The organism is Photobacterium sp. 270122K (genome assembly GCF_059941365.1).
Genome location: NZ_JBPOEN010000015.1, coordinates 16,706 through 40,192 on the forward strand (window position 1 = coordinate 16,706; position 23,487 = coordinate 40,192).

Below are 23,487 nucleotides of genomic sequence, written 5' to 3' on the forward strand. Positions count from 1 at the left end.
AATAGCGGCGATGAAAAAGGCTTATCTACCAAGGTAGTACACATTTCAGCGAATAAGATGATACCAAAAATAAGAGAGAAGTTTAAAAGTTTGTTAACGACAAGAGGGCGAGAGAGACGAGAGGGGATTTATTGGAACGTATGCGACATGCAGTGTTTATGCTTTTAAATCAGCGGTTTGGTTGTTATGGCGGCGAGAGGGAAAAGATTGTTTGATTGTGATCAATCTCTCACTAATACCAGACAGTCAGCGCTGAGGCGGGAAAGGGCTGTCTGGCATTAATGCACGAGTAAATAATTATTTACTGTAGTCAAATAATTCACATACCGAGTCGAACAGATCTTCGGTCGAAATGCTGTTCGTTGGTGTGATGAAAATGGTGTCATCACCCGCAACCACGCCCAAGATCCCTTCAGCTTTACCCAAAGAATCCAATAGGCGTGCAATCACTTGTGCGGCACCTGGACCGGTGTGGATCACAACCAATGCGCTGTTATAACCGATTTCCATCACCAACTCTTTCAGTGGGCTGCTGGTGGTCGGGACACCGAGCTCCACAGGCAGGCAGTACACCATCTCCATTTTAGCGTTGCGGGTACGCACAGCGCCGAATTTCGTCAGCATACGCGAGACTTTTGATTGGTTGATGTTATCGAACCCCTGGGCCTTCAGCGCATCGACGATTTCGCCTTGAGAGCTGAATTTTTCTTCTTTTAGAATGGCTTTGAACGCTTTGACTAAGCGCTCTTGTTTATCTGAACTTCGCATAAGTAAATTTCATGTACAGGGACGAGGGGGGTATTCTGGCAAACCTTTGGGCTGCAAGCAAACGGTGTTCCAATAAACTGGTGCATGTGTCACCCAAATCCCGTGCTTAAATGCATAAATATGATCTTTTATGCAAGTCGCAAAATGCCTATTGGTCAAGTTTATAGAAAGAAATGTTATACGGATGTAGCACATTTAATTCATAGTCATGCGTAATATCGCAAAGCGTGCGGCATATGATTGTATTTGGCAGTGGCTTCCTATAACGTTTGATTTACCCGCAATACGAAATCATTAATTTAAATTAATAGTGATTTCATATGATTAGGTCTGAAAATTATATACTTCTATCGTAAAGGAGAACGAACATGAAAGTTGCTGTAATTGGTGCGGCTGGTGGTATTGGGCAGGCGTTGGCATTATTGCTGAAAAACCGTCTCCCTGCTGGTTCTGATCTGGCGCTGTATGATATTGCCCCAGTAACACCGGGTGTAGCGGCTGATCTTAGCCATATCCCAACCCCTGTTTCGATCAAAGGTTATGCCGGTGAAGATCCAACGCCTGCCTTAGAAGGGGCGGATGTTGTTTTGATCTCTGCGGGTGTGGCGCGTAAGCCTGGTATGGATCGCGCGGATCTCTTTAACGTGAACGCTGGGATTGTCAAAGCCCTGGCAGAAAAAATTGCCGTTGTATGTCCAAAAGCCTGTGTGGGTATTATCACGAACCCAGTGAACACCACCGTTGCTATTGCGGCTGACGTATTGAAGAAAGCCGGTGTGTATGACAAGCGTAAGCTGTTTGGTGTCACTACACTGGATGTGATCCGTTCTGAAACGTTCGTCGCAGAGCTGAAAGATTTGGATCCAGGCCAAGTGAGCGTACCTGTTATTGGTGGTCACTCAGGCGTAACTATCCTGCCATTGCTATCGCAAGTAAAAGGCGTGGAATTTACACAAGAAGAAATTGAAGCTCTGACACCACGTATCCAGAATGCGGGTACGGAAGTGGTAGAAGCGAAGGCGGGTGGCGGTTCGGCGACACTGTCTATGGGTCAGGCGGCATGTCGCTTTGGTCTCTCGCTTGTACGTGCACTGCAAGGCGAAACCGGTCTTGTTGAGTGTGCGTATGTTGAAGGTGACGGCAAACATGCACGTTTCTTCGCTCAGCCTATCCTATTGGGTAAAGAAGGGGTTGAGGAAGTGATGGATTACGGTCCGCTTAGCGCGTTTGAGCAAGCAGCACTGGAAGGCATGCTAGAGACTTTGCACGATGATATCGTGAAAGGCGAAGAGTTTGCTGCAAAGTAAGTGAACGATAAATAAAGAGAGAAAAGCGGCCACTCTAAGTGGCCGCTTTTTTTGTGTCGTATGATACATAGCTGCATGGCTAGTAATAGCTATCGCAGCCAGTATGAAGTTGGGGTTGGTCGACAAGATCATCACAGCAAATATTGACGCGACGATGATCATGACGCTTTTCAATGATCGCCGTATTATGATCGTGATCCACCTCGACCACTTCCGCGATCCCTTGTTGATGTTCCACCCACATTCCCGGCTTGAGATCTTTTGCTTGCATGATCACCTCCTGTCATGATCCTAATGATCGTTTTGTGTCTCTTTATATAGCGTAGCGTGGTTTTCGCTATGGGAGGGAACGTATAACGGGGTGAGAAAGATCAAAAAAGCCTGCGGATAAACGCAGGCTCAGGCGGAGCAGGGGATGACCGTCGGAGTATTCCGGAGGGTATCGCGTACCGGTTTACTTGTTACGATGCACGGCCAAGTGCGCAAGGGCAATCAATGCGGTCTTGTAATCGCTCTCAGGCAAACAAACAAGGCTTGCAATGGCCTTCTCGGCTTCTTCTTCAGCGCGTTGCTGGGTGTAAGCCAATGAGCCTACGTCGTGCATGCAGGCGAGGATAGGCGCAAGCTTATCAAGGCCGTCACCCTGTTCAATCGCTTCACGGATCATGGCCTGTTGTTCGGCATTACCGTGCACCATGGCGTGTAGCAGTGGCAGGGTTGGTTTACCTTCGGCGAGATCATCACCCACATTTTTACCCATCTCGTCGCCGTCAGCGGTGTAATCCAAGACATCGTCGATCAACTGGAAGGCGGTACCTAAATAACGGCCGTAGTCTTGCAGTGCGGTTTCGACCTCTTGAGGCGCATCGACAAGGATCGCGGCGATCTGTGTTGCGGCTTCAAACAGGCGCGCTGTCTTTGAATAGATCACCTGCATGTAGTTATCTTCGGTCGTATTAGGATCATTGCAGTTCATTAATTGCTGCACTTCCCCTTCTGCGATCACATTCACCGCTTCACTCATGATATCGAGGATCCTTAAAGATCGTAGGCTCGTCATCATTTGGAAAGAGCGGGTGTAGATATAATCGCCCACCAGAACGCTGGCAGCATTGCCAAACATGGCATTGGCCGTGGCTTTACCACGACGCATATCGGATTCATCCACAACATCATCGTGTAGCAGCGTTGCTGTATGAGTAAATTCGATAAAAGCGGCCGCCGTGGTGTGTTTATCGCCATCATAGCCCAGCGCACGCGCCGCCAAAACGGCCAGCATTGGACGTAGGCGTTTGCCTCCACCGCTGACAATGTAGAAACCGAGTTGATTGATGAGGGCGACATCTGAGTTCAGCTGCGCCAGTATCTTCGCGTCAACGTCTGCCATATCACTGGCAGTGAGCGCTTGGATAGCTTTGAAATCCATTGTACATCCAGCAAAAATAGTGCGCCGGTAATTCGGCGGAATTTTGAGCGAGCTGACTGATCATCAAACGAGAGGCCATTCGTGAGTGAATGTGTCACCGTACGACCTAAGTGCAGAGCACACAAGGCTTAAGCCTTGTCGGAAGCAGGATGTCATCGCCTTGATTTGTTAATCAGTAGCTAAAATTAATTATCGAATATTACACTAAAAGCGCGCAATCTTCATAACCTCGATTGCGTTTAAATCAGTGAGTTTTATTCCTGAGCACCTTTTCACCAATTTTCTTTGCACAATCGCTTGCCAGAAGCTCCGTTTTCACGTAACATTCGCGCCCTATTGATGACAAGATTAAGCGCATACCCATTGCCCAAAATTTACGTGGCAAATGGCCTATGCGGACAAGCGGAGTAAGACATGTACGCTGTTTTCCAAAGTGGTGGTAAACAACACCGTGTAAGCGAAGGCCAGACCCTTCGTTTAGAAAAACTAGACGCTGAAACTGGCGCTAGCATTGAATTCGACTCAGTACTTCTAGTAGCTAATGGCGAAGAAGTAACTGTAGGCGCACCTTTCGTAGCTGGCGGTAAAGTAACTGCTGAAGTAGTTACTCACGGTCGTGGCGATAAAGTAAAAATCGTTAAGTTCCGTCGTCGTAAGCACTCTCGTAAGCAAGCGGGCCACCGTCAGTGGTTCACTGAAGTCAAAATTACTGGCATCAGCGCTTAATAACAGGAGAATTTAAAGATGGCACATAAAAAAGCTGGCGGTTCTACTCGTAACGGTCGCGATTCAGAAGCTAAACGCCTAGGTGTTAAGCGTTTCGGTGGTGAATCTGTACTTGCAGGTAACATCATCGTTCGTCAACGTGGTACTAAGTTCCACGCTGGTACTAACGTAGGTTGCGGTAAAGACCACACTCTATTCGCTCTAACTGACGGTAAAGTTAAGTTTGAAGTGAAAGGTCCTAAGAACCGTAAATTCATTTCTATCGAAGCTGAGTAATTCAGTCTCGACATAAATGATAAAAGCCCTGCCAATTGGCGGGGCTTTTTGTTATTGGAGGCACTATGCCACAACAGAATCCCTTCATGGGGATGGCGCTGGCATTGCTGACTGCGGTTTTCTGGGGAGCACTACCGATTGCGATGAAGCAAGCGGTAGAAGTGATGGATCCCTTTACCATCGTCTGGTACCGTTTTGTCGCGGCCTCGTTAGGGCTTGGCCTCTGGTTGAGCTATCGCCGCCAACTTCCTGCTGTGAGCGCGTTAGGCGTGTCTGGGGGCGGTATTATGCTGCTGGGCAGTATCGGCCTTGCCGGTAACTTTGTCCTGTTTAACAGCGCACTTGAATATTTGAATCCTCCTGTCGTACAAGTCATTATCCAGCTCGCACCTGTCATGTTGTTGCTCGCCAGTGTTGTCTGCTTTAAAGAAACGCTTGGACGGCATCAGAAGATCGGCGTTGTGGGGTTATTATCCGGCTTGCTGTTGTTCTTTAACGAACGCCTGGCGGAGTTATTTACCAGCCTGAATGGCTACACAACAGGGGTATTGTTGGCCGTTTTAGCGGCGGTGGTATGGGTGATCTATGCCCTCGCGCAAAAAGCGATGCTTAAGCGCTACAGTTCCCCGCAGATCCTGCTGATGATCTATGTGATCTGCGCAGTGATGCTAACACCGCTGGCGACACCGAGTCAGATCCAGTTGATGGATCCTCGCCAAGTGGGCATGCTGCTCTTCTGCTGTATCAACACCTTGGTGGGATATGGCGCGTTTGCTGAAGCCATGGCACGTTGGCAAGCCTCAAAAGTGAGTGCGGTGATTACGTTAACACCCCTGTTCACGATTGTGTTTGTGGATATTGCGAGCCTGATTTGGCCAGCACATGTGGCGTCGGTGGCTTTAAATAGCCTTGGTTACATGGGCGCAATGGTCGTGGTTGGTAGCGCGATGTTCAGTGCAACGGGCCACCGCTTCCTGCGTAAGCAGTGATGCTTGCAGGCTCCCTGAACGGGGTTCTTGCAGGAAAGGCCAGATAAGCGCGACGTTTGGTTGTACAATAGGTTAATAGTATTTTGGTGGTGTAGGCCGCCAGATGAAAAGTTTTAACGCCACAGTGCGGAGAAAAAAATGAAGTTTATTGATGAGGCGGTAATCCGCGTTGACGCCGGTGACGGTGGTAACGGTACAGTCAGTTTCCGTACTGAAAAGTACGTCCCGAGAGGGGGCCCTGACGGTGGTGATGGCGGCGATGGTGGTGATGTTTACCTACTGGCCGATGAAAACTTTAACACCTTGATCGACTACCGCTTCGAGCGTTTCCACGCAGCAGAGCGTGGTGAAAATGGTCGCGGTGGTAACTGTACCGGCAAACGCGGTGCTGACAACGTGTTGACGGTCCCTGTGGGTACGCGTGCGATTGATGAAGATACCGGCGAAGTGATTGCCGATCTGACTGAGCACGGCATGAAAATCATGGTCGCTAAAGGCGGTTTCCATGGCTTGGGTAACACCCGTTTCAAATCGTCGGTAAACCGTGCGCCTCGTCAAAAGTCAATGGGCAGTAAGGGCGAGGTACGTCACCTTCGTCTTGAGCTGTTGTTGCTGGCTGATGTGGGTATGCTAGGTCTACCGAATGCCGGTAAATCAACGTTCATTCGCTCTGTCTCTGCGGCGAAGCCTAAAGTGGCTGACTATCCATTTACCACGCTTGTACCAAGCTTGGGTGTGGTACGTGTCGATGCGGATCGTTGTTTCGTTGTCGCTGACATTCCGGGCTTGATCGAAGGCGCTGCTGACGGTGCGGGCTTGGGTATTCGCTTCTTGAAGCACCTTGAGCGTTGTCGTGTGCTATTGCACATGATCGATTTGCTGCCAGCTGATGGTTCAGATCCGGTAGAAAATGCCTTTACGATCATCAACGAGCTTGAGCAGTACAGTGACAAGCTGGGTAGCAAGCCACGTTGGATCGTCTTCAATAAAGCGGATCTGCTTTCTGAAGAAGAAGCGCAAGAGAAGATCACCGAAGTGCTTGAAGCCCTTGCGTGGGAAGACAAGTACTACAGCATCTCTGCGTTGAACCGTGAAGGCACGAAAGAGCTGACGTTTGATCTGATGGGCGCGATTGATTCGATGCCGAAGGTTAAGTACGAAGCCGAAGAGAATAAAGTCGAGAAAGTGGACTTTAAGTGGGATGATTACCACGCTGAACAGCTGAAGAAAGCCCAAGAATCAGATGATGATGACGATGACTGGGACGACTGGAACGAAGACGATTACGACGTAGAGATCATCTACAAGCCGTAAGTCTGCTGTTGACCTGATGAAGGTCAGTCCATGATGAAAAGCCGCCATTAGCGCGGCTTTTTTTGTGTCTAATCAAACCCACTCTCGTTATTTTGTATGATAATTCACCGTCGACGGGATCATAGCATTTAACAGGAGTGGCAATGCAGGTGGAAACAGCACCCTTATCAGAACCCATGCAACGGGAAGTTTCACGGTTATCTGTGCTAGCAGGGCAACGTTTGTTGCAGCACGGGGCGGAAAGCGCCTTAGTGATGGATGTCGCAAGGCGGTTAGGGCTTGCCTTAGGCGTCGACAGTGTGGAAGTGTCACTGTCAGCCAGTTCGATGGTACTGACAACCTTGAGCCGTGATCGCTGTATCACCACCACGCGCCAATGTCAGGATCGCGGGATCAACATGCAGGTGGTGACCGAGATCCAGCGGGTGTGCATTTTGGCTGAGCGGGGGATGCTCGATATCGACGGTGTGCATCAGCGTCTTGAGAAGATCCAGCCTTGGCGATACAACCGCTATTTGGTGATCGTCATGATAGGCTTGTCCTGCGCCTCTTTCAGCCGTTTGGCTGGCGGCGATTGGCCGGTGTTTGTATTGACCTTTTTTGCTTCTGCGATTGGCATGTTCGTGCGCCAAGAGATCGCACATTGCCATTTTAATCCCTTATTGAATTTTGGTATCACCGCGTTTGTCACTACCCTGATTTCTGGTTTTGGCGAGGTCTATCAGATCGGGGAAACGCCCTTTATCGCCATGGCGTCATCGGTGCTGATGTTGGTGCCGGGCTTTCCACTCATCAATGCCATTTCTGACATGGTAAAAGGTTACGTGAATATGGGGATCGCCCGTTGGACGATGGCGTCGTTACTGACGTTATCCACCAGTATGGGGATTATTGCGGCGATGAACGTGTTGGGTGTGTGGGGGTGGTTATAATGTTTTCTATCACCTTTTTGCTGGCTCTGCTTCACGACATGTTCTTTGCCATGATCCCGGCTGTCGGGTTTGCGTTGGTGTTCAATGTGCCACCGAAGGCGTTAAAGTATTGCGCCATTGGCGGGGCGTTAGGGCACGGCTTCCGGTTTGCGCTCATGCACTGGGGCGTCTCGATTGAGTGGGCGACACTGGGGGCTGCGACTTTAGTGGGGATGATCGGCGTGCATTGGTCGCACCGTTTTCTTGCCCACCCGAAAGTGTTCACCGTGGCGGCGATGATCCCGATGGTGCCGGGGGTATTTGCGTTTAAAGCCATGATCGCCTTAGTTGAGATCAATCACAGCGGCTTTACCCCTGCATTGTGGGCAATGCTGATGGACAATATGCTCAAGGCCGTGTTTATCATTGCGTCACTGGCCATCGGCTTAGCCATGCCCGGTTTGTTGTTCTACCGCCGTCGTCCTGTGGTATAACTGCGGGCAGATTAGAGAGAGGGAAGAGCAGATGAAAATCAGTATGGTGGCCGCGATGGCCCATGAGCGAGTGATTGGTAAAGACAATGCGATGCCGTGGCATTTGCCGGCGGACTTTGCCTGGTTCAAGCAGGTTACTCTGGGTAAACCGGTGGTGATGGGACGTAAAACCTATGAATCAATTGGTCGCCCGTTGCCTGGCCGCCACAATATCGTGATCAGCCGTAATGCGGCTTACCAAGCTGATGGGATCACTGTCGTTGCCGATATTGAAGCCGCGAAAGAGGCTGCTGGTGCCGTGGACGAGCTGATGATCATCGGCGGGGGATCGATTTACACGGCGTGTTTGCCAGAAGCGGATCGTTTGTACCTGACGTTCATTGACTGGGCAGTCGACGGCGATACTTGCTTCCCTGATTGGGGGCGTGATTGGCAGGAAGTGTACAGTGAAACGTATGCGGCAGATGAAAAGAACGCCCATGACATGCGCTTTGTGATCCTCGAACGGAATGCCTAGACGGTGATTCGTTTCGTACGACTTTCCATGTAAAAGGCTTGCCTATGGGCAAGCCTTTTTCTTTTTTCTGCAGCAAGCAAGCAAGCAAGCAAGCAAGCAAGCACGGTAGGGATCAGCTGGCGTGTACGGGGCAGGCATGCTCAAACCGCGCGCCGTCTTCCCAGCGTAACAGGGTCATACTATTACCCCATACGCAGCCTGTATCCAATCCTATGACGTTGTCATCCTCATAGCCCTCAAGGGCAGCCCAGTGACCAAATATCATCTTCTTGTCGATATGAGGGCGTTCTAGGGCGAACCATGGCACTAATCCGGTTTCACCGCTGTGCGTAGGGGCCAGTTTGCAGTCCATGTCGAGACGGCCATCGGGGTAACAAAAGCGCATGCGGGTGAAGGCATTGATGATAAATCGGTAACGTTCAATGCCTGACAGTGACGGATCCCATTGATCGGGGCCATTGCCATACATGTTTTCCAGCAACCACAAGTACTGATCCCCTTGCAGAATGGTTTCCACTTCGCGGGCGTATTGCTGTGCCTGATCCAAGTCCCATTGTGGCGGCAGGCCAGCATGGGTCATGACAAAATCATGCTCGGGGTGCACCGCCAGTAACGGTTGGTGGCGCAACCAATGCATCAACGCCGCACAATCCGGCGCGTCCAAAATTGGCTGCAGTTTATCTTTGGGTTTGTTTCTGGCGATGCCGTTGGCGACCGCCAGCAGGTGTAAATCGTGGTTACCCAGTACGGTGGTCGCGCGTTCGCCAAGGTTTTTGACAAAGCGGAGAGTCTCAAGCGACTGCGGGCCGCGCGCCACTAAGTCACCGGTGAGCCACAGCGTGTCAGTCGTGGGATCAAACTGAGCCTCGGTCAATAAATGCTGTAAATCAGCCAGACAACCCTGAATGTCACCGACAAGATAGGTCGACATAAGCATCCTTAATGGAGAATATTGGGAACAGCAAGGCGAAAGGGTTCCACTTCGGCGTGGAATTCCATCCCCGCTTCATTGGTCATGATGTAGTGGCCTTGCATGACACCGAGCGGTGTTTCGATAATCGTGCCACTGGTATAGGTATATTCATCGTTAGCGGCAATGGTCGGTTGCTCACCGACAACACCTTCGCCTTCAATCACCAACTTTTTGCCATTGGCATCGGTGATCAGCCAGCGACGACTGAGGAGCGTGGCAGCGCCTTGCCCGAGGTTGGCAATGGTGATGGTGTAGGAGAAGACGTAGCGTTGTTGGTCGGGCTCGGACTGATCTTCCACATAATGGGTGACCACTCGGCATTTGATCGTTGGCGTCACATTTGCTGTCATAGTGTGATTCCTTTCTGACGAGGGTATCAGGTTGCCCTGATACCCGGGTGTGTCAACGGTGTTGCTACAGCAAGCGCTTAGTTGCTGTGGTTGGCATCCAGCCAGTTTGCCATCGCAACGAATTGCTCAAGCGTGAGGTTTTCCGGACGCAGTGTCGGGTTAACCCCTAAGTCAATCAGTTGCTCTTCCGTCAGCAGTGCTTTGTAGCAGTTGCGGATGGTTTTACGGCGCTGGTTGAAGCCTTCGCGACAAACACGGTCTAGCCACTTAAGGTTAGTACATGGGTGCGGTAGCACTTCATATGGCGTAATACGAACAACCGCAGAGTCGACTTTCGGTGCAGGAACGAAGGACTCTGGCGGCACTTCCAATACCGGCATCACGCGCGAATAGTATTGCGCCATCACCGTTAGGCGACCGTACGCTTTGCTGCCTGGGCCCGCAGCCAAACGGTTAACCACTTCTTTTTGCAACATGAAGTGCATATCTTCAATATGCTCATGGAAGCTAAAAAGGTGGAACATCAATGGCGTTGAAATGTTGTACGGCAAGTTACCGAAAATACGCAGCTTGTTGTTTTCTTTGATCAGCTGCGTGAAGTCGAAGCGCATGGCATCGCCTTCATGAATCGTTAGTTTGCTGCTTAGATCAGGGTGATTACGCAGACGTTCTGCCAAGTCACGGTCAAGTTCGATCACGGTGAACTTGTCGACCAGCTTGCCCACAGGCTCAGTGATCGCACCCAGACCCGGACCGATTTCTACCAGGTTCTGGCCTGGACGCGGGTTAATGGATGAAACAATACCGTCAATAATGTATGGGTCGTTCAAAAAGTTCTGACCAAAGCGCTTACGCGCGCGGTGGCCTAGGTGGACTTGATCGCTGCTCATGTTTGTTTTTCTACCAATTCAAGGGCGTGCGATAGCGCTGTCCAAAGGCTACCGGTGTCCGCCTGTCCGGTACCGGCAAGTTCCAGTGCGGTACCATGATCTACTGAAGTTCTGATGAAGGGCAGGCCCAACGTAATGTTGACTGATTTACCAAAGCCTTTGAATTTTAGCACTGGTAACCCTTGATCGTGATACATGGCCAGTACCGTATCGGCGTCTGCCAGGTATTTTTCCTGAAAAATGGTATCAGCCGGTAAAGGGCCGATTAATGCCATTCCTTCTTGCTGGCGAAGTTCTGCAAGGGCCGGGCTGATCACATCGATCTCTTCGGTTCCCAAGCAGCCATCTTCTCCCGCGTGCGGGTTCAGTCCGCACACATAAATTTTCGGTTGGGCGATGCCAAATTTTTGAATTAAATCGGCATGCAGGATACGAATAACCTGCTGAAGTCGCTCTGCCGTGATGGCCTCAGAGACGGCCGCTAAAGGGATGTGCGTCGTCACCAGTGCCACGCGTAGTCCTTCGGTGGCCAACATCATCACCACTTGTGCGGTGTCAGATTGTTGCGCGAAGAACTCGGTATGGCCACTGAAAGGTACCCCTGCGCGGTTGATCACGCCCTTATGGACGGGACCGGTCACGACCGCGGCGAATTCGCCGGATAAACAGCCCTCGGCGGCATGGCGGAGGGTGTCCAGAACGTACTGACCATTGTGTTCATCCAATTGGCCAGCGATGACCGCTGTCGCCAGCGCATGATCGGCTACAACCAGTGTGCCCGCTGCGTGCGGTTGTGCCGGTTGTGTCGGATCATAGGCGCTTACCGTGATCGGCAAACCCAATTGGGCTGCACGTTCTACCATAAGCTGAGCGTTAGCACAAATGACCAATTGGTGCGGCCAGTCCTGTTGCGCGAGTGCTAACACCAGATCTGGCCCGATCCCCGCGGGTTCGCCCGGGGTAATGGCGAGTCGTTTAACCTTGGTCATGGGTGGCTTCCGGTTGCTCGATAAAGGCCCCGGCACGCAGCTCTTGCAACCAGGCTTGGGCTTCTTCGTTAAACTTACGGTTGAACAGAATACGGTACGCACGGTTCTTCACCGCCGCATCGGTACGGTCCACATCACGGCGACCGGTCACTTCGACAATGTGCCAGCCATGCACGGTTTTGAACGGTTCGCTGATCACGCCAGTGGGTAAGGTTTCGACCTTGTTTTTAAATTCCGGTACGTATAAATCCGGTGTTTGCCAGCCTAGCTGTCCGCCATTGACGGCAGAACCCGGGTCAGCACTCAAACTTTGGGCAACATCCGCGAAGGTGCGCTTACCTGACAAGATGTCTTGGCGCGCGGCTTCCAGCTCTTTTTTCGCTGCGTCGTCACTTAAGATCACCGACGTTTTCACCAAAATATGGCGCGCGTTTACTTCCGTGACAGACACGGTTTCGAGGCCTTCGACGTTATTGACCTTAAGGATGTGGTAGCCGACGCCGCTGCGGAAAGGACCAATGATGGCGCCTTTTCCTTGTGAGCTAATTTGGTCAGCAAAAATGGTCGGCATTTCTTCTTTGCGCAGCCAACCCCATTCGCCGCCTTGCAGCGCTTTCGGGCCTTTAGAATAGCTGTACGCCAAGTTTGCGAAATCCGCACCGTCTTGCAGTTCTTTCACCAAGGTGTTGGCTTCATCTGCGACGGCTTCACGTTCCTGTGCCGTCGCACCGTCTTCTAAGCGTAGCTGGATGTGGCTGATGTTATAGCGCACGCCTTGCTGTTCTTGCTGGCTCATCTGGCTTGCCAGTGTCTCGACTTCTTGCGGCAGAATGTTGATGCGGCGACGCACTTGGATGGTACGGGCTTCGCTGGCGGTAATATCGCGGCGAATTTGCTCGCGGAACATTGGGTAGCTGATGCCGTAACGGGTCAACATCTGTTGCAATTGGCCGATCGTCATTTTGCGTTCTTTGGCGATTTGCGCGATAGCCTGATCCAAACGGGTGTCGTCAACACGGATCCCAAACTGCTTCGCTTGCTGTAGCTGCAGGGTTTCCATGATCAACTGATCCATCACTTGTTGTGACAGGATGTTATCCGGCGGCAATGGTTTGCTCTGATCGCTGGCCGCATTCATGCGGACGGTTTTGATCATGGCATCGACATCGCTTTTGAGGATCACGCTGTCGTTAACGATCGTGACCACGCGATCCAATTCCTGTGGAGCGGCCACGGTGCCGGCGGAAAGGCCCAGTAGGGCAAGACCGAGTAAGCTAGACTTCCAATTTTTCATTCTTCGTTTCCATAGTGCGCAGGGCGCGTATCAGCAAAAGGCGGGAGGGTGACCCCTCCGGCACAATCAGTTGTTAAGGTAGAACGGGCGACCATACCCGATGGCATTGCCGTCGCTGGTGGAGCCAATCGGTGCGACACCGGCAAGGCCAAGCAAGCTGAACGAGATACTGAAGTTCTGCTCATATTCGGCAGGACTGCTGGCGACGTTAGATCGCGTTTTGAGGTATTCGTTATAGCCTAAGCTGATCATCCAACAGGCGCTGCGGTAGTTCAGCGTGATCTGGCCTTCCAGCATTTGGTTCTCGGTTAAATCGTGGTAGTAATCACCGCGCAGCGTTACCCCATCCGTGATCGGGAAGCCGGTCGAAAAGCCCAGTTGTGAGATCCCGTCTTCGGTGTATTGGTTGAGCTGGTTTTCATCCTGAATATTCTCCAGCAAATATTCTTTAGAGATGTAGCGGTAGTTCAACTGGCTGAAGACCGCATTCTCACGGTATTCCACGGCACCGTTCACGAACTGGAGATCTTTTTTACTCGCGTCGTATTGCAGGCTACCGTGGAAGAAGAGCCAGTCATCGTAGTTGAAGTCAGACTCAAACGCGGTGGCCGAGTAGTTCGGGCTCGCTTCATTACCGTCTTGCAGATTACGTCCGGCCTCGTTGAGGTAGAAAATCTGGCCTGCCGATACGTTGAAACGTTCCACAAAGTTACTGTCGAAGTAACGGGTTGTTGCCCCCACCGTAAATTGGTTGGCTGCCGCAATACGGTCGACACTGGAATAACGCTGATCGCGGAACAGGCCGTAATAGTCGGTCTGCATCAGGGTGGTGTCGTAGGCGTCATAGATATGTTTTTGATCCACATCTTTGACGTACAGGTACTGGATCTGTGGTTCCAGACTTTGGGTGTACGCATCGCCCCACAGCAAGGTATCACGCTCTAGGTACAAGCCGCTGTGAATACGGATACTTGGCACGGTACGCGAAACACTGCTTTCCAGATCCAAGTTTTTGTCCTGCAACTCTTGGCTGTTCGGATCAAATTCCTGATTGTAATAGGTATACATCAGCTTGGCTTCTGACGTGACTGACCACCACGGCGTGGCATACGGCAGGGTTAACGTCGGCTCAAGATGAACACGATCCGCTGACGGTTTCTCTGGATTGTCGTTTTCAAACCGGCTGGCCTGACTGTACAGATGGAAATCCAAGCCGTACGGCAGATCATCATGGTAATAGTTCAAATCCAACTGCGGCATCAGGCGGTAGTTGGACGACACGCCCAGTGTTAGCGGCTGGAAGTTACGTACACGCAGGGTGGAATCCCAGTGCGTATCACGGTAAGACACTTCGGCGGTTTGCAGCAGGTTGTTGTCTTCACGCTCACCAATGCCAGAATCAATGTCCGAGAAATACGTCGGGTCGCTCACCTTGCTGTAATCAATTTCAAACAACCAGTGGGCGTCATACACGCCATGGTGTGACCAGTTAAAGCCCCAACGCGGGTCGCCATCGGTCGCTTTCTGATCGTTGGCTAAGTATTCGCCTTCCAGATGGCCTTGACCGAATTCGGTTAAGTAACGGAATTTGGAATTAAGCTGCAAGCCACGGTTGGTCATGTATTTTGGCGTGATGGTCATGTCGTAGTTCGGGGCGATGTTCCAGTAGAACGGCGTCTCGAGTTCAAAACCATCACGTGAGCCATAGCTGATCGACGGATAAAGGAAACCGGTCAAACGCTCTTTACCCACAGGGACACGCAGGTATGGCATGTACAGCACAGGCACATCCGCCACTTCAAAGCGGGCGTTGTAGAGATCGGCAAACGGGGAATCGGCTTCACGCTCAATGCTGGTGGCAGAGAACTGCCAGCTGCGGTCACCCGGCGGGCAGGTGGTGTAGGTGCCGTTTTTTAAGCGATAGTACGCAATGCCATTTTTTACAATGCGCTCGGCTTCACCGCGTCCGGCTTCGCAGGTCATGTTATAGACCGCGTTTTCCATCTCGGCATCTTCAGTATCCAGATTGCTCTGGACACGATCAGAATACACCTCCATGCTGCCATCACTGAAATACACGTTGCCTTCGGCGGTCACGATATTTTCCGGTTGATGGAGTGTGGCTGTGTCAGCGGCGACCGTGCGGTTTCCCTGACGTACAACGACATCACCGGAATAGGTCAGTTTTTTCTCGTTCAGCGCTTCCGCGTGATCGGCGGTCACGGTCACGGGTTCATTATTGGGATCGGCAGGCCTGTCTTTCGGGGCAATACATACCCCGCGGATCGTGGCCAGCTCGTCAGTGTCATCACTGATCGCAGGATCGCCACTGATTTCATCATGGGAGGCCGGAGTTGCATACGCCATGGCTGGGCCGAAGAGTGCCAGACTTATCATGGTGGCTAATAGACTGCGGGAGGTTGATGACATTTAACTAAACGTTCCTGTAAAAAAAGTTTTCGTGCATTTGTTATCGCGGCTCGGGTTTTCGCAAGCATTCCCGATAAATGCCAGCTATCATAATGCAAATTCAACCCGACGGCATCTTTTGGCGTCATGGAATCGGGTTACACGCGGTAGAAATATTTCTAAATTTAGCAAATTACCAGAGAGTAGCGAATGCAGGTTTGGGGCAAAATTCTGGGGGCATTTTTTGGTTTCCTCCTTGGCGGGCCGTTTGGTCTGTTGTTAGGTCTCTTTTTGGGCTATAAGTTCGATAAGATGCGCGCAAATATTTATGGCCGTGGCCAATTTGGTGCCTTCTCAACGAGTGGCGGCAATCAGGCGGATCGTCAGGCGGCTTTTTTCCATGCGGCGTTTGCTGTGATGGGGCATGTGGCCAAAGCCAAAGGGCGAGTGACCTCGGATGAAATTCGAGTGGCTAGTGCTATTATGGACCGAATGGGGTTACAGGGCGAATCGCGCCGCCAAGCGCAAGACGCGTTTCGTGACGGCAAAGAGGAAGATTTTCCACTGGAAGAGGAGCTGTCACGCGTTCGCCAGACCACGGCGGGCCGCAGTGATTTGCTGCAATTTTTCTTAGAATTGCAGATCCAAGCTGCTTTTGCCGATGGCAGTTTGCACCCGAGCGAGCGCCAGTTATTGCATGTTATCGCGCGTACGTTGGGCTTTTCTGAGCAGCAGTTGGAGCAGCGTCTGCGTATGCAAGAAGCCGCGTTCCGCTTCCAGCAAGGGGGCTTCCACCAGCAGTACCAGCAGCAGGGCGGCTTCCGTCAAGCGCCGACCCGCGATCAGCTGGCGGATGCGTATAATGTGCTGGGCGTGACGGAAGACGCGACGGCACAAGAGTTGAAACGTGCGTACCGTAAGCAAATGAATGAGCACCATCCGGATAAATTGGCCGCCAAAGGGTTACCGCCCGAAATGATGGAGCTGGCTAAGCAGAAAACCCAAGAGCTGCAAGCGGCGTATGATTTGATCCGCAAAGAGAAAGGGGTGAAATAACCTCCGCGCACCCTCGACGGGCATCGCCGGATAAGCGGTGATGAAAAAGCAACGCGAGATCAAAAAAAGCGAGAGTCTGACTCTCGCTTTTTTTATGCCTGTTATACCGCGTGTTGCGGTTGTCCTTGTGCGAACGCATTGAGGTTCGCGATGAGCTGATTGGCCAGCGTCTGAATCGCAGACTCCGAACCCCAAGCGACATGGGGCGTCAGTAACAGATTGGGCAAATGGCTGTGGGCGATCAAGGGATTATCGCTGGGGGTGGGCTCTTGCGTAAAGACGTCGACGCCAGCGCCACCGATCTGTCCGGCGAGCAGGGCGTCCACCAGTGCCTGCTCATCCACCAAGCCACCACGGCCGGTGTTGATCACAATGGCGTTTGCTTTCATGCGGGCAAACTCGTCGTGGCTGAGCAAGTGGGTTGTCTCTGGTGTGAGCGGGCAATGCAGGCTGATCGCATCGGCGGTGGCTAATACGGTTTCAAAGGGGACATACCCATCACGGCAGGTCGTCGCTCCTTTGCGTTCGGCAAAAATGACGGTCATGCCGACGGCACGGCCAAGTGTCGCCATCGCTTGTCCAAGGCTACCGCTGCCAATGATCCCTAAGGTACTGCCGCGTACATCCCCAATCGGGTGAGTGAAAAAGCAAAACTGGCCTTTGTCCTGCCAGATACCTGCCTGAATATCACGGTGGTAGCCGAGCAGATTACGGCGCAAAGCAAACAGCATCGCCAGTGCGTGTTCCGGCACCGAGTCGCCGGCGTAGTCGCGAATGTTACTGACGATAATGCCTTGCTGGCGGCAATAGTCGAGGTCGACATTGTTGGTGCCTGTGGCGGCAATGGCGATCATTTTCAGCTGTGGCAACTGGCTGAGAATGTCGCGATTGAGCACTACTTTATTGGTGATGGCGATGGTGGCGTGCACTAAGCGTTCAATCACATCTTGAGGCGCAGTGGTCGGATAGGCGAGCCAGTGATGGGGAAAAGCCGGTGTGGGCAGTGTGATATGGGCGGGGATGGTATCCCTGTCCAGAAAGACGATGTGTTCCATAGATTGTGGGCTGAGGTTGAGAATGTGTGTACATCAGTAGACACGAATCCACCCTCAGCCATCAAGGATCAGCCCTTGGAATGGTGATCCGGCAAGGTCTTTTCAGACGCTTGCGAATAAAATTCACACGGGGCGAACAGGTGCATCGGCTCGCCAGTACGTGGGTGGAAGAAACTTAACTCGGCCGCGTGCAGCTGCAGGCGTGTGGCCATGGCGAGTGCATCGTCGTGGGCATAGAAGCCGTCACCCAGGATCGGGTGCTCCAGTGCCAGCAAGTGTACGCGCAACTGGTGAGAGCGGCCGGTGATCGGACGTAAACGCACCAAGCTGGTGTTGTCGCCACGTTCCATGACTTGATAGTGGGTCACGGAAGGTTTGCCGTCGTCATAGCAGACTTTCTGCATCGGACGGTTGGGCCAGTCACAGATAAGCGGCAGATCGATGGTGCCGGTGTCTTGCGCCATCGCTCCCCATACGCGGGCGTAATACACTTTTTCCGTCAGGCGATCGCGGAACTGGGCTTTAAGTGCACGTTCGGCGTCTTTGTTCAGCGCCAAGACGATCAGACCAGAGGTCGCCATGTCCAAACGGTGGATGATTTGTGATTCCGGGTAATCGCGCAGTACGCGGGCGAACACGCTGTCATGAAACGCCGGATCGCGTCCTGGGTTAGACAACAGCCCTGACGGCTTGTTGACCGCGATAATATCGTCGTCCAAATAGAGGACATTTAGCCACGGATCTTTAGGGGGATTGTAATCAAGTTCAGGTAATTTTCTCATCGCGCGTGTGACCATCAGGGAGTGAAGGGCGGCGATGATAGCACACTTGTTATTCCCTCCCAATGTTTCCCCCGCATGGCATTATCCGGCAGGAGGATACCGTGTCAGTGACGGACGGCAGAGGAACGTGAAGGCAAAATGAGAGAGGTCATGAGAGCTCAGAAATACGCAAAGAAGCCATGAAAAAAACCATAAAAAACCATAAAAAAAGCCGCCGAAAATCGGCGGCTTAGCGGTTTCAGTCAGCGCTTGGCGGTGTCACTGAGTGCTTAGCTGTGTCACAGCGGGGTGGTTTAGCCGTGGCTAACCACAATCAAACGCAGTGAATCCAATTGGATTTGAGCTTTGGCAATGTAGCCCGTCAGATCCGCGATCTGGGTTTCCAGCAATTCCACCTCATCATCACGGATGTTTGGGTTCACCGCTTTCAGTGCCAGTAGGCGATCCAACTCGGCACGCAGCGTGGTTTCCATCTCGGCTTGCGCGGCTTCACGTACGCCACCCAACTCTTTCTCCACCGCTTGTTCCGCAAAGGCGATCAGGGTGTGAATGTCTTTTTGTACCGAGTTGACCAACTTGCTGCCAAGGTGACGGTTCACCGGGCTCAACTGACGGTTGAAGCCTTCAAACTCAACATTGTTCGACAGGTTGTTGCCTTTGCCATCCAGCAGCACGCGGATCGGTGTCGCTGGCAGGAAGCGGCCAATGCCGGATTGCTTCGGTGCCTGTGCATCGACCACGTAGATCAATTCCAGCAACAGGGTGCCGACCGGCAATGCCTTGTTCTTCAACAACGACACGGCGGTGGTGCCCACGCCTTCGCTCAGTAGCAGATCAATGCCGCCCTGAATCATTGGGTGTTCCCAGCTGATGAAGTGCAGATCTTCGCGTGATAGCGCGGTATTACGATCAAACGTAATGGTGCAACCGTCATACGGCAGACCCGGGTAGCTTGCTACCATCATGTGTTCAGACGGGGTCACGACAATGGCGTTCTCGCCTTTGTCATCTTGGTTCAAACCGATGGTGTCAAACAAGCCTAGGGCAAAGGTCACCAAGTTGGTGTCGCCATCTTTGCTGCTGATCAGCTCAACCAAGGATTGGGCTTTGTCGCCACCGTTGGAGTGAATTTCCAATAGACGGTCACGGCCTTGCTCCAGCTTGGCTTTCAGTGCTTGGTGCATCGCAGCACTGTCTTCGTTCAGGCTGTTTAGCGCGTCTTCATTGGGTTTGTCGCTGGCCAGCAGGCTGATCAAGGTGTCGCAGAACGCATCGTAAATCGCACGGCCGGTTGGACAGGTTTCTTCAAAGGCGTTCAGGCCTTCGTTGTACCAGCGCGCCAATAGGGCTTGTGAGGTACCTTCAAGGTGCGGTACGTGAATTTCGATATCACGTTTCTGACCGATACGGTCCAGACGACCAATACGCTGTTCCAGCAGATCCGGGTTGTTCGGTAGATCGAACATCACCAACTGGTTGGCGAACTGGAAGTTACGGCCTTCAGAACCAATCTCAGAACACAACAGCACTTGTGCGCCGGCTTCTTCTTGAGCGAAGTACGCCGCGGCTTTATCACGCTCGATGATCGACATGCCTTCGTGGAACACGGTGGCACGGATCCCTTCACGTTCACGCAGAGCTTGTTCCAAGATCAATGCGGTTTGTGCACGCGCACAGATCACCAACACTTTTTCCTGACGGTTGGCTTTGAGCATATCCAGCAACCAGTTCACGCGCGGATCAAAGTGCCACCACGTTGCGGATTCGCCTTCAAACTCCTGGAAGATGTCTTCAGGGTACAGCAGCTTCACGGCTTTTTGTTCGTCGCTCATCTTGCCGCCCATCATGCCAGCCACGCGCATGGCCGTCTGGTATTGCGTCGGCAACGGCAGCGGGTACATGTTCAGGTGACGTTGTGGGAAGCCTTTGATCGCGGCACGGGTGTTACGGAACAGCACGCGGCCGGTACCGTGACGATCCATCAGGTTATCGATCAGCTCACGGCGAACGGTTTCCTGTTGCTCGGTGTCGACATCGTTCGCTTCGATAATACGCAGCATCGGCTCGATGTCTTGCTCAGGCAGCAGTTCGACCAAGGTGTTCTTGGCGTCGTTGTCCAGCGTTTCGCCCGACAGCAAGCGGGATACCGCATCGGCGACTGGCGCATACTGACGCTCTTCTTCGACAAAGGTTTCGTAGTCGTAGAAGCGATCCGGATCGAGCAGACGAAGACGGGCAAAGTGGCTTTCATGGCCCAATTGCTCAGGTGTCGCGGTTAACAGCAACACGCCCGGCGTTTTCTCTGCCAAGGCTTCAACCACTTGGTACTGACGGCTTGGCTTGTCTTCGCTCCACTCAAGGTGGTGTGCTTCATCGACCACCATCAAATCCCAATCGGCATCCAAGGCTTGTTCAAAGCGGCGACGGCTTTTGCGTAGGAAGTCCAGCGAACACAGCACATACTGAGCCGTATCAAAAGGGTTAGCTGCATCAGCAAAGCTTTCCACGCAACGTTCTTCATCGAAGATCGAGAAGTGCAGGTTGAAACGACGCATCATTTCGACCAGCCACTGGTGTTGCAAGGTTTCCGGTACCACGATCAGGATACGCTCGGCACGGCCTGCCAGCACTTGCTGGTGGATGATCATACCTGCTTCGATGGTTTTACCCAGACCCACTTCATCAGCCAGCAGTACGCGCGGTGCATAACGACGACCTACTTCATGGGCGATGTAAAGTTGATGCGGGATCAGGCCAGCACGCATGCCACACAGGCCACGTTGTGGGCTCTTGTGTTGTTCGTACTGGTTCTTCAACGCACGGTAGCGCAGGGCAAAGCGATCCATACGGTCGATTTGACCGGCGAACAGTTTGTCTTGCGGTTTGTTAAAACGGATTTGGTGGCTGAGGAAAATTTCACGCAGCACCACGTCTTCTTCTTCTGTGTCAGTACGGGTACCGATATAGGTGAAAACGCCACCCGTTTCATCGACGCGTTCTACTTTGAGTGACCAGCCTTCATGGCTTTCAACCACATCACCGACATTGAACATTACACGGGTCACGGGCGCATCATTACGAGCGTAGAGACGGTTCTCATCACAGGCGGAGAACATGAGTGTCACGGTTCTGGCATCGACAGCCATGACTGTCCCCAAACCGAGATCACTTTCAGTATCACTGATCCAACGTTGACCCAAAGCAAATGGCATAGTGGTTAAAACCTTCTAATTATTTGAAATTAAGGAGAATGCGAAGCCGGTACGCCCACATATTTGATCTACACTCAAAGAGATACCGTACGATAAGTTGAGCGCAGCCGGTGTCGGCTGTTGTCGTTGGTATATAAGTGTAAGCCAGAATTCGCACCGGTAAAAAAGGGAGGATATGTTACTGCATGCCGTGAGCAAGGTCACGGTCAAAGTAGCAAGAAAATTACAAACTGGGTGTGTCACATTTAGTTCATTGTCTCCGGTCTTTAATAGTAACAACCCTATGCCGGCTTCGGTCAGCAACACAGCGGTGGGCAACCCCGTTACTTCGTTACCAAGGAGGTCCTTATGGATGACGCTGAAAGGAAAGTCTTTGTTCTAGACACGAACATTCTGCTTCATGAACCCCTCGCCATCTACTCCTTCAAGGAGCACGATGTGGTCATTCCGATGACCGTGCTGGAGGAGCTCGATCGCATCAAAGACAGCAAACGCGATGTGTCGCGTGATGCCCGTGTTGCGATTCGCGCGTTAGAGGATATCTTCCACGACGCCACCCCCGAGCAAATTGCCGAAGGGATCCCCATTAACCCACAAGCCGAAGGTTCCGTGGCGATTTTCGCGGATTATGAAATCACGGAAACCGTGCACGCCTTTGCCGACAAAGCCGGTGATAACCGGATCCTTAACGGGGTACTGTATCTTCAGGCCCATTACGCGCCACGGGAAGTGGTGCTGATCACCAAAGACATCAATATGCGATTGCGCGCCAAAGGGGCAGGTGTGTGTCACGTGGATGACTACCGCAGCGATCAGTTGATTGATGATGTGAAGTTGCTGACCAAAGGGTTCCACCAATTCACGGGGAGCTTCTGGGATGAGGTTGGCGAGTGCCATTCTGAAAACCGCGGACGGTCGACGTTACATACGTTGCCGTTGTCGTTGTTTGAGACGCCGTTTATCAACCAATACGTGATTGATGAAAGTGCGGATTTTGCTGCGCGGGTGCACGCGTTAGACAGCGATACCGTGACGTTGAAAGACATCGGTTATGAGCGGCTGATGCACCGTCAGGCGTGGGGGATCCACCCGAAAAATATTTATCAGGGCATGGCGATGGATGCCATGATGGATCCGAATATTGACTTGGTGATCTTGACCGGCCCGGCGGGCTGCGGGAAAACCATTCTGGCGATGGCGGCTGCACTTGAACAAGTGATTGAAAAGGGCATGTACGACAAGATCATCGTGACCCGTAATACGCCGGAAATCGCCGAATCTATCGGGTATCTCCCCGGTACCGAGGAAGAAAAAATGCTGCCTTGGCTGGCGGCGGTGACCGATACGATGGAGGCGCTACACAAAAATGACGTCTGCACGAATGGTTCCATGCAGTACATTTATGATAAAGCCAACATTCAGTTTAAATCGATTAACTTTATGCGTGGGCGTTCGATTCAAAATGCCTTTGTCTTACTGGATGAATGTCAGAACCTTACCGCGTCGCAAATTAAAACCATCATCACCCGTTGCGGTGAAGGCACCAAGTTGGTGTGTTCGGGCAACTTGGCGCAAATTGATTCCAGTTACCTTTCTCCCGTTACCTCGGGCTTAACGTATATCGTTGAGCGTTTCAAAAACTTCGAGGGCAGTGCCAATATCTATCTCAATGGCGTCGTGCGAAGTCGCTTGGCAGAATTTGCCGAAGAAAATCTTTAATCTCAGCGTGGCTAACAATGCATAAATAAA

22 protein-coding genes are annotated in these 23,487 nt (G+C 52.0%); 10 read left to right on the top strand and 12 right to left on the bottom strand.

Annotation, left to right across the window (positions count from 1 at the left end; translation table 11 throughout):
• Positions 1 to 297: 297 nt before the first annotated feature.
• On the bottom strand, positions 298 to 768 hold the full coding sequence (gene argR / locus ACSF8W_RS21520) for a transcriptional regulator ArgR (RefSeq protein WP_500849159.1): 471 nt from the start codon (positions 766 to 768) through the stop codon (positions 298 to 300).
• Between the two features lie 368 nt (positions 769 to 1,136).
• Here argR and mdh point away from each other — a divergent pair, with 368 nt between their 5' ends.
• Positions 1,137 to 2,075 (top strand): malate dehydrogenase, encoded by a 939-nt coding sequence (gene mdh, locus ACSF8W_RS21525; RefSeq protein ID WP_500849160.1) that lies wholly within the window; start codon positions 1,137 to 1,139, stop codon positions 2,073 to 2,075.
• Between the two features lie 79 nt (positions 2,076 to 2,154).
• Here the strand turns inward: mdh and ACSF8W_RS21530 are convergent, their stop codons facing one another.
• Positions 2,155 to 2,346 carry a hypothetical protein gene (locus tag ACSF8W_RS21530; protein ID WP_500849161.1) on the bottom strand — a complete coding sequence of 64 codons (192 nt, stop codon included), beginning with the start codon at positions 2,344 to 2,346 and terminating at the stop codon, positions 2,155 to 2,157.
• Between the two features lie 183 nt (positions 2,347 to 2,529).
• Positions 2,530 to 3,501, bottom strand: coding sequence for an octaprenyl diphosphate synthase (gene ispB, locus ACSF8W_RS21535; protein ID WP_500849162.1), 972 nt, complete (start codon positions 3,499 to 3,501; stop codon positions 2,530 to 2,532).
• Between the two features lie 414 nt (positions 3,502 to 3,915).
• Here ispB and rplU point away from each other — a divergent pair, with 414 nt between their 5' ends.
• The 7 genes from rplU (at position 3,916) to folA (ending at position 8,728) form a co-directional block, all read left to right on the top strand.
• Entirely contained in the window at positions 3,916 to 4,227 is a 312-nt protein-coding gene (rplU, locus tag ACSF8W_RS21540; RefSeq protein WP_039456406.1) for a 50S ribosomal protein L21, read from the top strand.
• An 18-nt stretch (positions 4,228 to 4,245) separates the two neighbouring features.
• Positions 4,246 to 4,503, top strand: coding sequence for a 50S ribosomal protein L27 (rpmA, locus tag ACSF8W_RS21545; protein ID WP_428477037.1), 258 nt, complete (start codon positions 4,246 to 4,248; stop codon positions 4,501 to 4,503).
• 65 nt (positions 4,504 to 4,568) lie between these two features.
• The gene (locus ACSF8W_RS21550; protein ID WP_500849163.1) at positions 4,569 to 5,492 is read left to right on the top strand and encodes a DMT family transporter; all 924 of its coding nucleotides are present in this window, start codon (positions 4,569 to 4,571) and stop codon (positions 5,490 to 5,492) included.
• Positions 5,493 to 5,630: 138 nt separating this feature from the next.
• Positions 5,631 to 6,806: an Obg family GTPase CgtA gene (cgtA, locus tag ACSF8W_RS21555; protein WP_500849164.1), complete on the top strand. Its 1,176-nt coding sequence runs from the start codon at positions 5,631 to 5,633 to the stop codon at positions 6,804 to 6,806.
• Between the two features lie 143 nt (positions 6,807 to 6,949).
• Complete coding sequence (locus ACSF8W_RS21560) at positions 6,950 to 7,738, top strand: threonine/serine exporter family protein (protein WP_428477034.1); 789 nt, start codon at positions 6,950 to 6,952, stop codon at positions 7,736 to 7,738.
• Positions 7,738 to 8,211 (top strand): threonine/serine exporter family protein, encoded by a 474-nt coding sequence (locus ACSF8W_RS21565; RefSeq protein ID WP_500849165.1) that lies wholly within the window; start codon positions 7,738 to 7,740, stop codon positions 8,209 to 8,211. Before ACSF8W_RS21560 ends, ACSF8W_RS21565 begins: the two co-directional genes overlap by 1 nt.
• Before the next feature lie 31 nt (positions 8,212 to 8,242).
• Positions 8,243 to 8,728: a type 3 dihydrofolate reductase gene (gene folA, locus ACSF8W_RS21570; protein ID WP_500849166.1), complete on the top strand. Its 486-nt coding sequence runs from the start codon at positions 8,243 to 8,245 to the stop codon at positions 8,726 to 8,728.
• Between the two features lie 112 nt (positions 8,729 to 8,840).
• Here folA and ACSF8W_RS21575 read toward each other — a convergent pair whose 3' ends face one another.
• From ACSF8W_RS21575 to lptD, 6 genes are all read right to left on the bottom strand, one after another.
• Entirely contained in the window at positions 8,841 to 9,659 is an 819-nt protein-coding gene (locus tag ACSF8W_RS21575) for a symmetrical bis(5'-nucleosyl)-tetraphosphatase (RefSeq protein ID WP_500849167.1), read from the bottom strand.
• 8 nt (positions 9,660 to 9,667) lie between these two features.
• Complete coding sequence (gene apaG, locus ACSF8W_RS21580) at positions 9,668 to 10,051, bottom strand: Co2+/Mg2+ efflux facilitator ApaG/CorD (protein WP_500849168.1); 384 nt, start codon at positions 10,049 to 10,051, stop codon at positions 9,668 to 9,670.
• A 77-nt stretch (positions 10,052 to 10,128) separates the two neighbouring features.
• Entirely contained in the window at positions 10,129 to 10,941 is an 813-nt protein-coding gene (rsmA, locus tag ACSF8W_RS21585; RefSeq protein ID WP_500849169.1) for a 16S rRNA (adenine(1518)-N(6)/adenine(1519)-N(6))-dimethyltransferase RsmA, read from the bottom strand.
• Entirely contained in the window at positions 10,938 to 11,930 is a 993-nt protein-coding gene (gene pdxA, locus ACSF8W_RS21590) for a 4-hydroxythreonine-4-phosphate dehydrogenase PdxA (RefSeq protein ID WP_500849170.1), read from the bottom strand. The genes rsmA and pdxA overlap by 4 nt, the downstream gene beginning before the upstream one ends.
• Entirely contained in the window at positions 11,917 to 13,224 is a 1,308-nt protein-coding gene (gene surA, locus ACSF8W_RS21595; RefSeq protein WP_500849171.1) for a peptidylprolyl isomerase SurA, read from the bottom strand. Before surA ends, pdxA begins: the two co-directional genes overlap by 14 nt.
• Positions 13,225 to 13,290: 66 nt before the next feature.
• The gene (lptD, locus tag ACSF8W_RS21600; RefSeq protein WP_500849172.1) at positions 13,291 to 15,654 is read right to left on the bottom strand and encodes an LPS assembly protein LptD; all 2,364 of its coding nucleotides are present in this window, start codon (positions 15,652 to 15,654) and stop codon (positions 13,291 to 13,293) included.
• Between the two features lie 189 nt (positions 15,655 to 15,843).
• Between lptD and djlA the strand changes: the two genes are divergently transcribed.
• The gene (gene djlA / locus ACSF8W_RS21605) at positions 15,844 to 16,689 is read left to right on the top strand and encodes a co-chaperone DjlA (RefSeq protein ID WP_500849173.1); all 846 of its coding nucleotides are present in this window, start codon (positions 15,844 to 15,846) and stop codon (positions 16,687 to 16,689) included.
• 101 nt (positions 16,690 to 16,790) lie between these two features.
• Here the strand turns inward: djlA and ACSF8W_RS21610 are convergent, their stop codons facing one another.
• The 3 genes from ACSF8W_RS21610 to rapA form a co-directional block, all read right to left on the bottom strand.
• Positions 16,791 to 17,744, bottom strand: a complete 954-nt coding sequence (locus ACSF8W_RS21610; RefSeq protein ID WP_500849174.1) for a D-2-hydroxyacid dehydrogenase — start codon at positions 17,742 to 17,744, stop codon at positions 16,791 to 16,793.
• A gap of 68 nt (positions 17,745 to 17,812) precedes the next feature.
• The gene (rluA, locus tag ACSF8W_RS21615) at positions 17,813 to 18,526 is read right to left on the bottom strand and encodes a bifunctional tRNA pseudouridine(32) synthase/23S rRNA pseudouridine(746) synthase RluA (RefSeq protein WP_500849175.1); all 714 of its coding nucleotides are present in this window, start codon (positions 18,524 to 18,526) and stop codon (positions 17,813 to 17,815) included.
• A 293-nt stretch (positions 18,527 to 18,819) separates the two neighbouring features.
• On the bottom strand, positions 18,820 to 21,738 hold the full coding sequence (gene rapA, locus ACSF8W_RS21620) for an RNA polymerase-associated protein RapA (protein WP_500849176.1): 2,919 nt from the start codon (positions 21,736 to 21,738) through the stop codon (positions 18,820 to 18,822).
• A 348-nt stretch (positions 21,739 to 22,086) separates the two neighbouring features.
• Here rapA and ACSF8W_RS21625 point away from each other — a divergent pair, with 348 nt between their 5' ends.
• Positions 22,087 to 23,457: a PhoH family protein gene (locus tag ACSF8W_RS21625; protein ID WP_500849177.1), complete on the top strand. Its 1,371-nt coding sequence runs from the start codon at positions 22,087 to 22,089 to the stop codon at positions 23,455 to 23,457.
• The last annotated feature ends 30 nt before the right edge of the window (positions 23,458 to 23,487 follow it).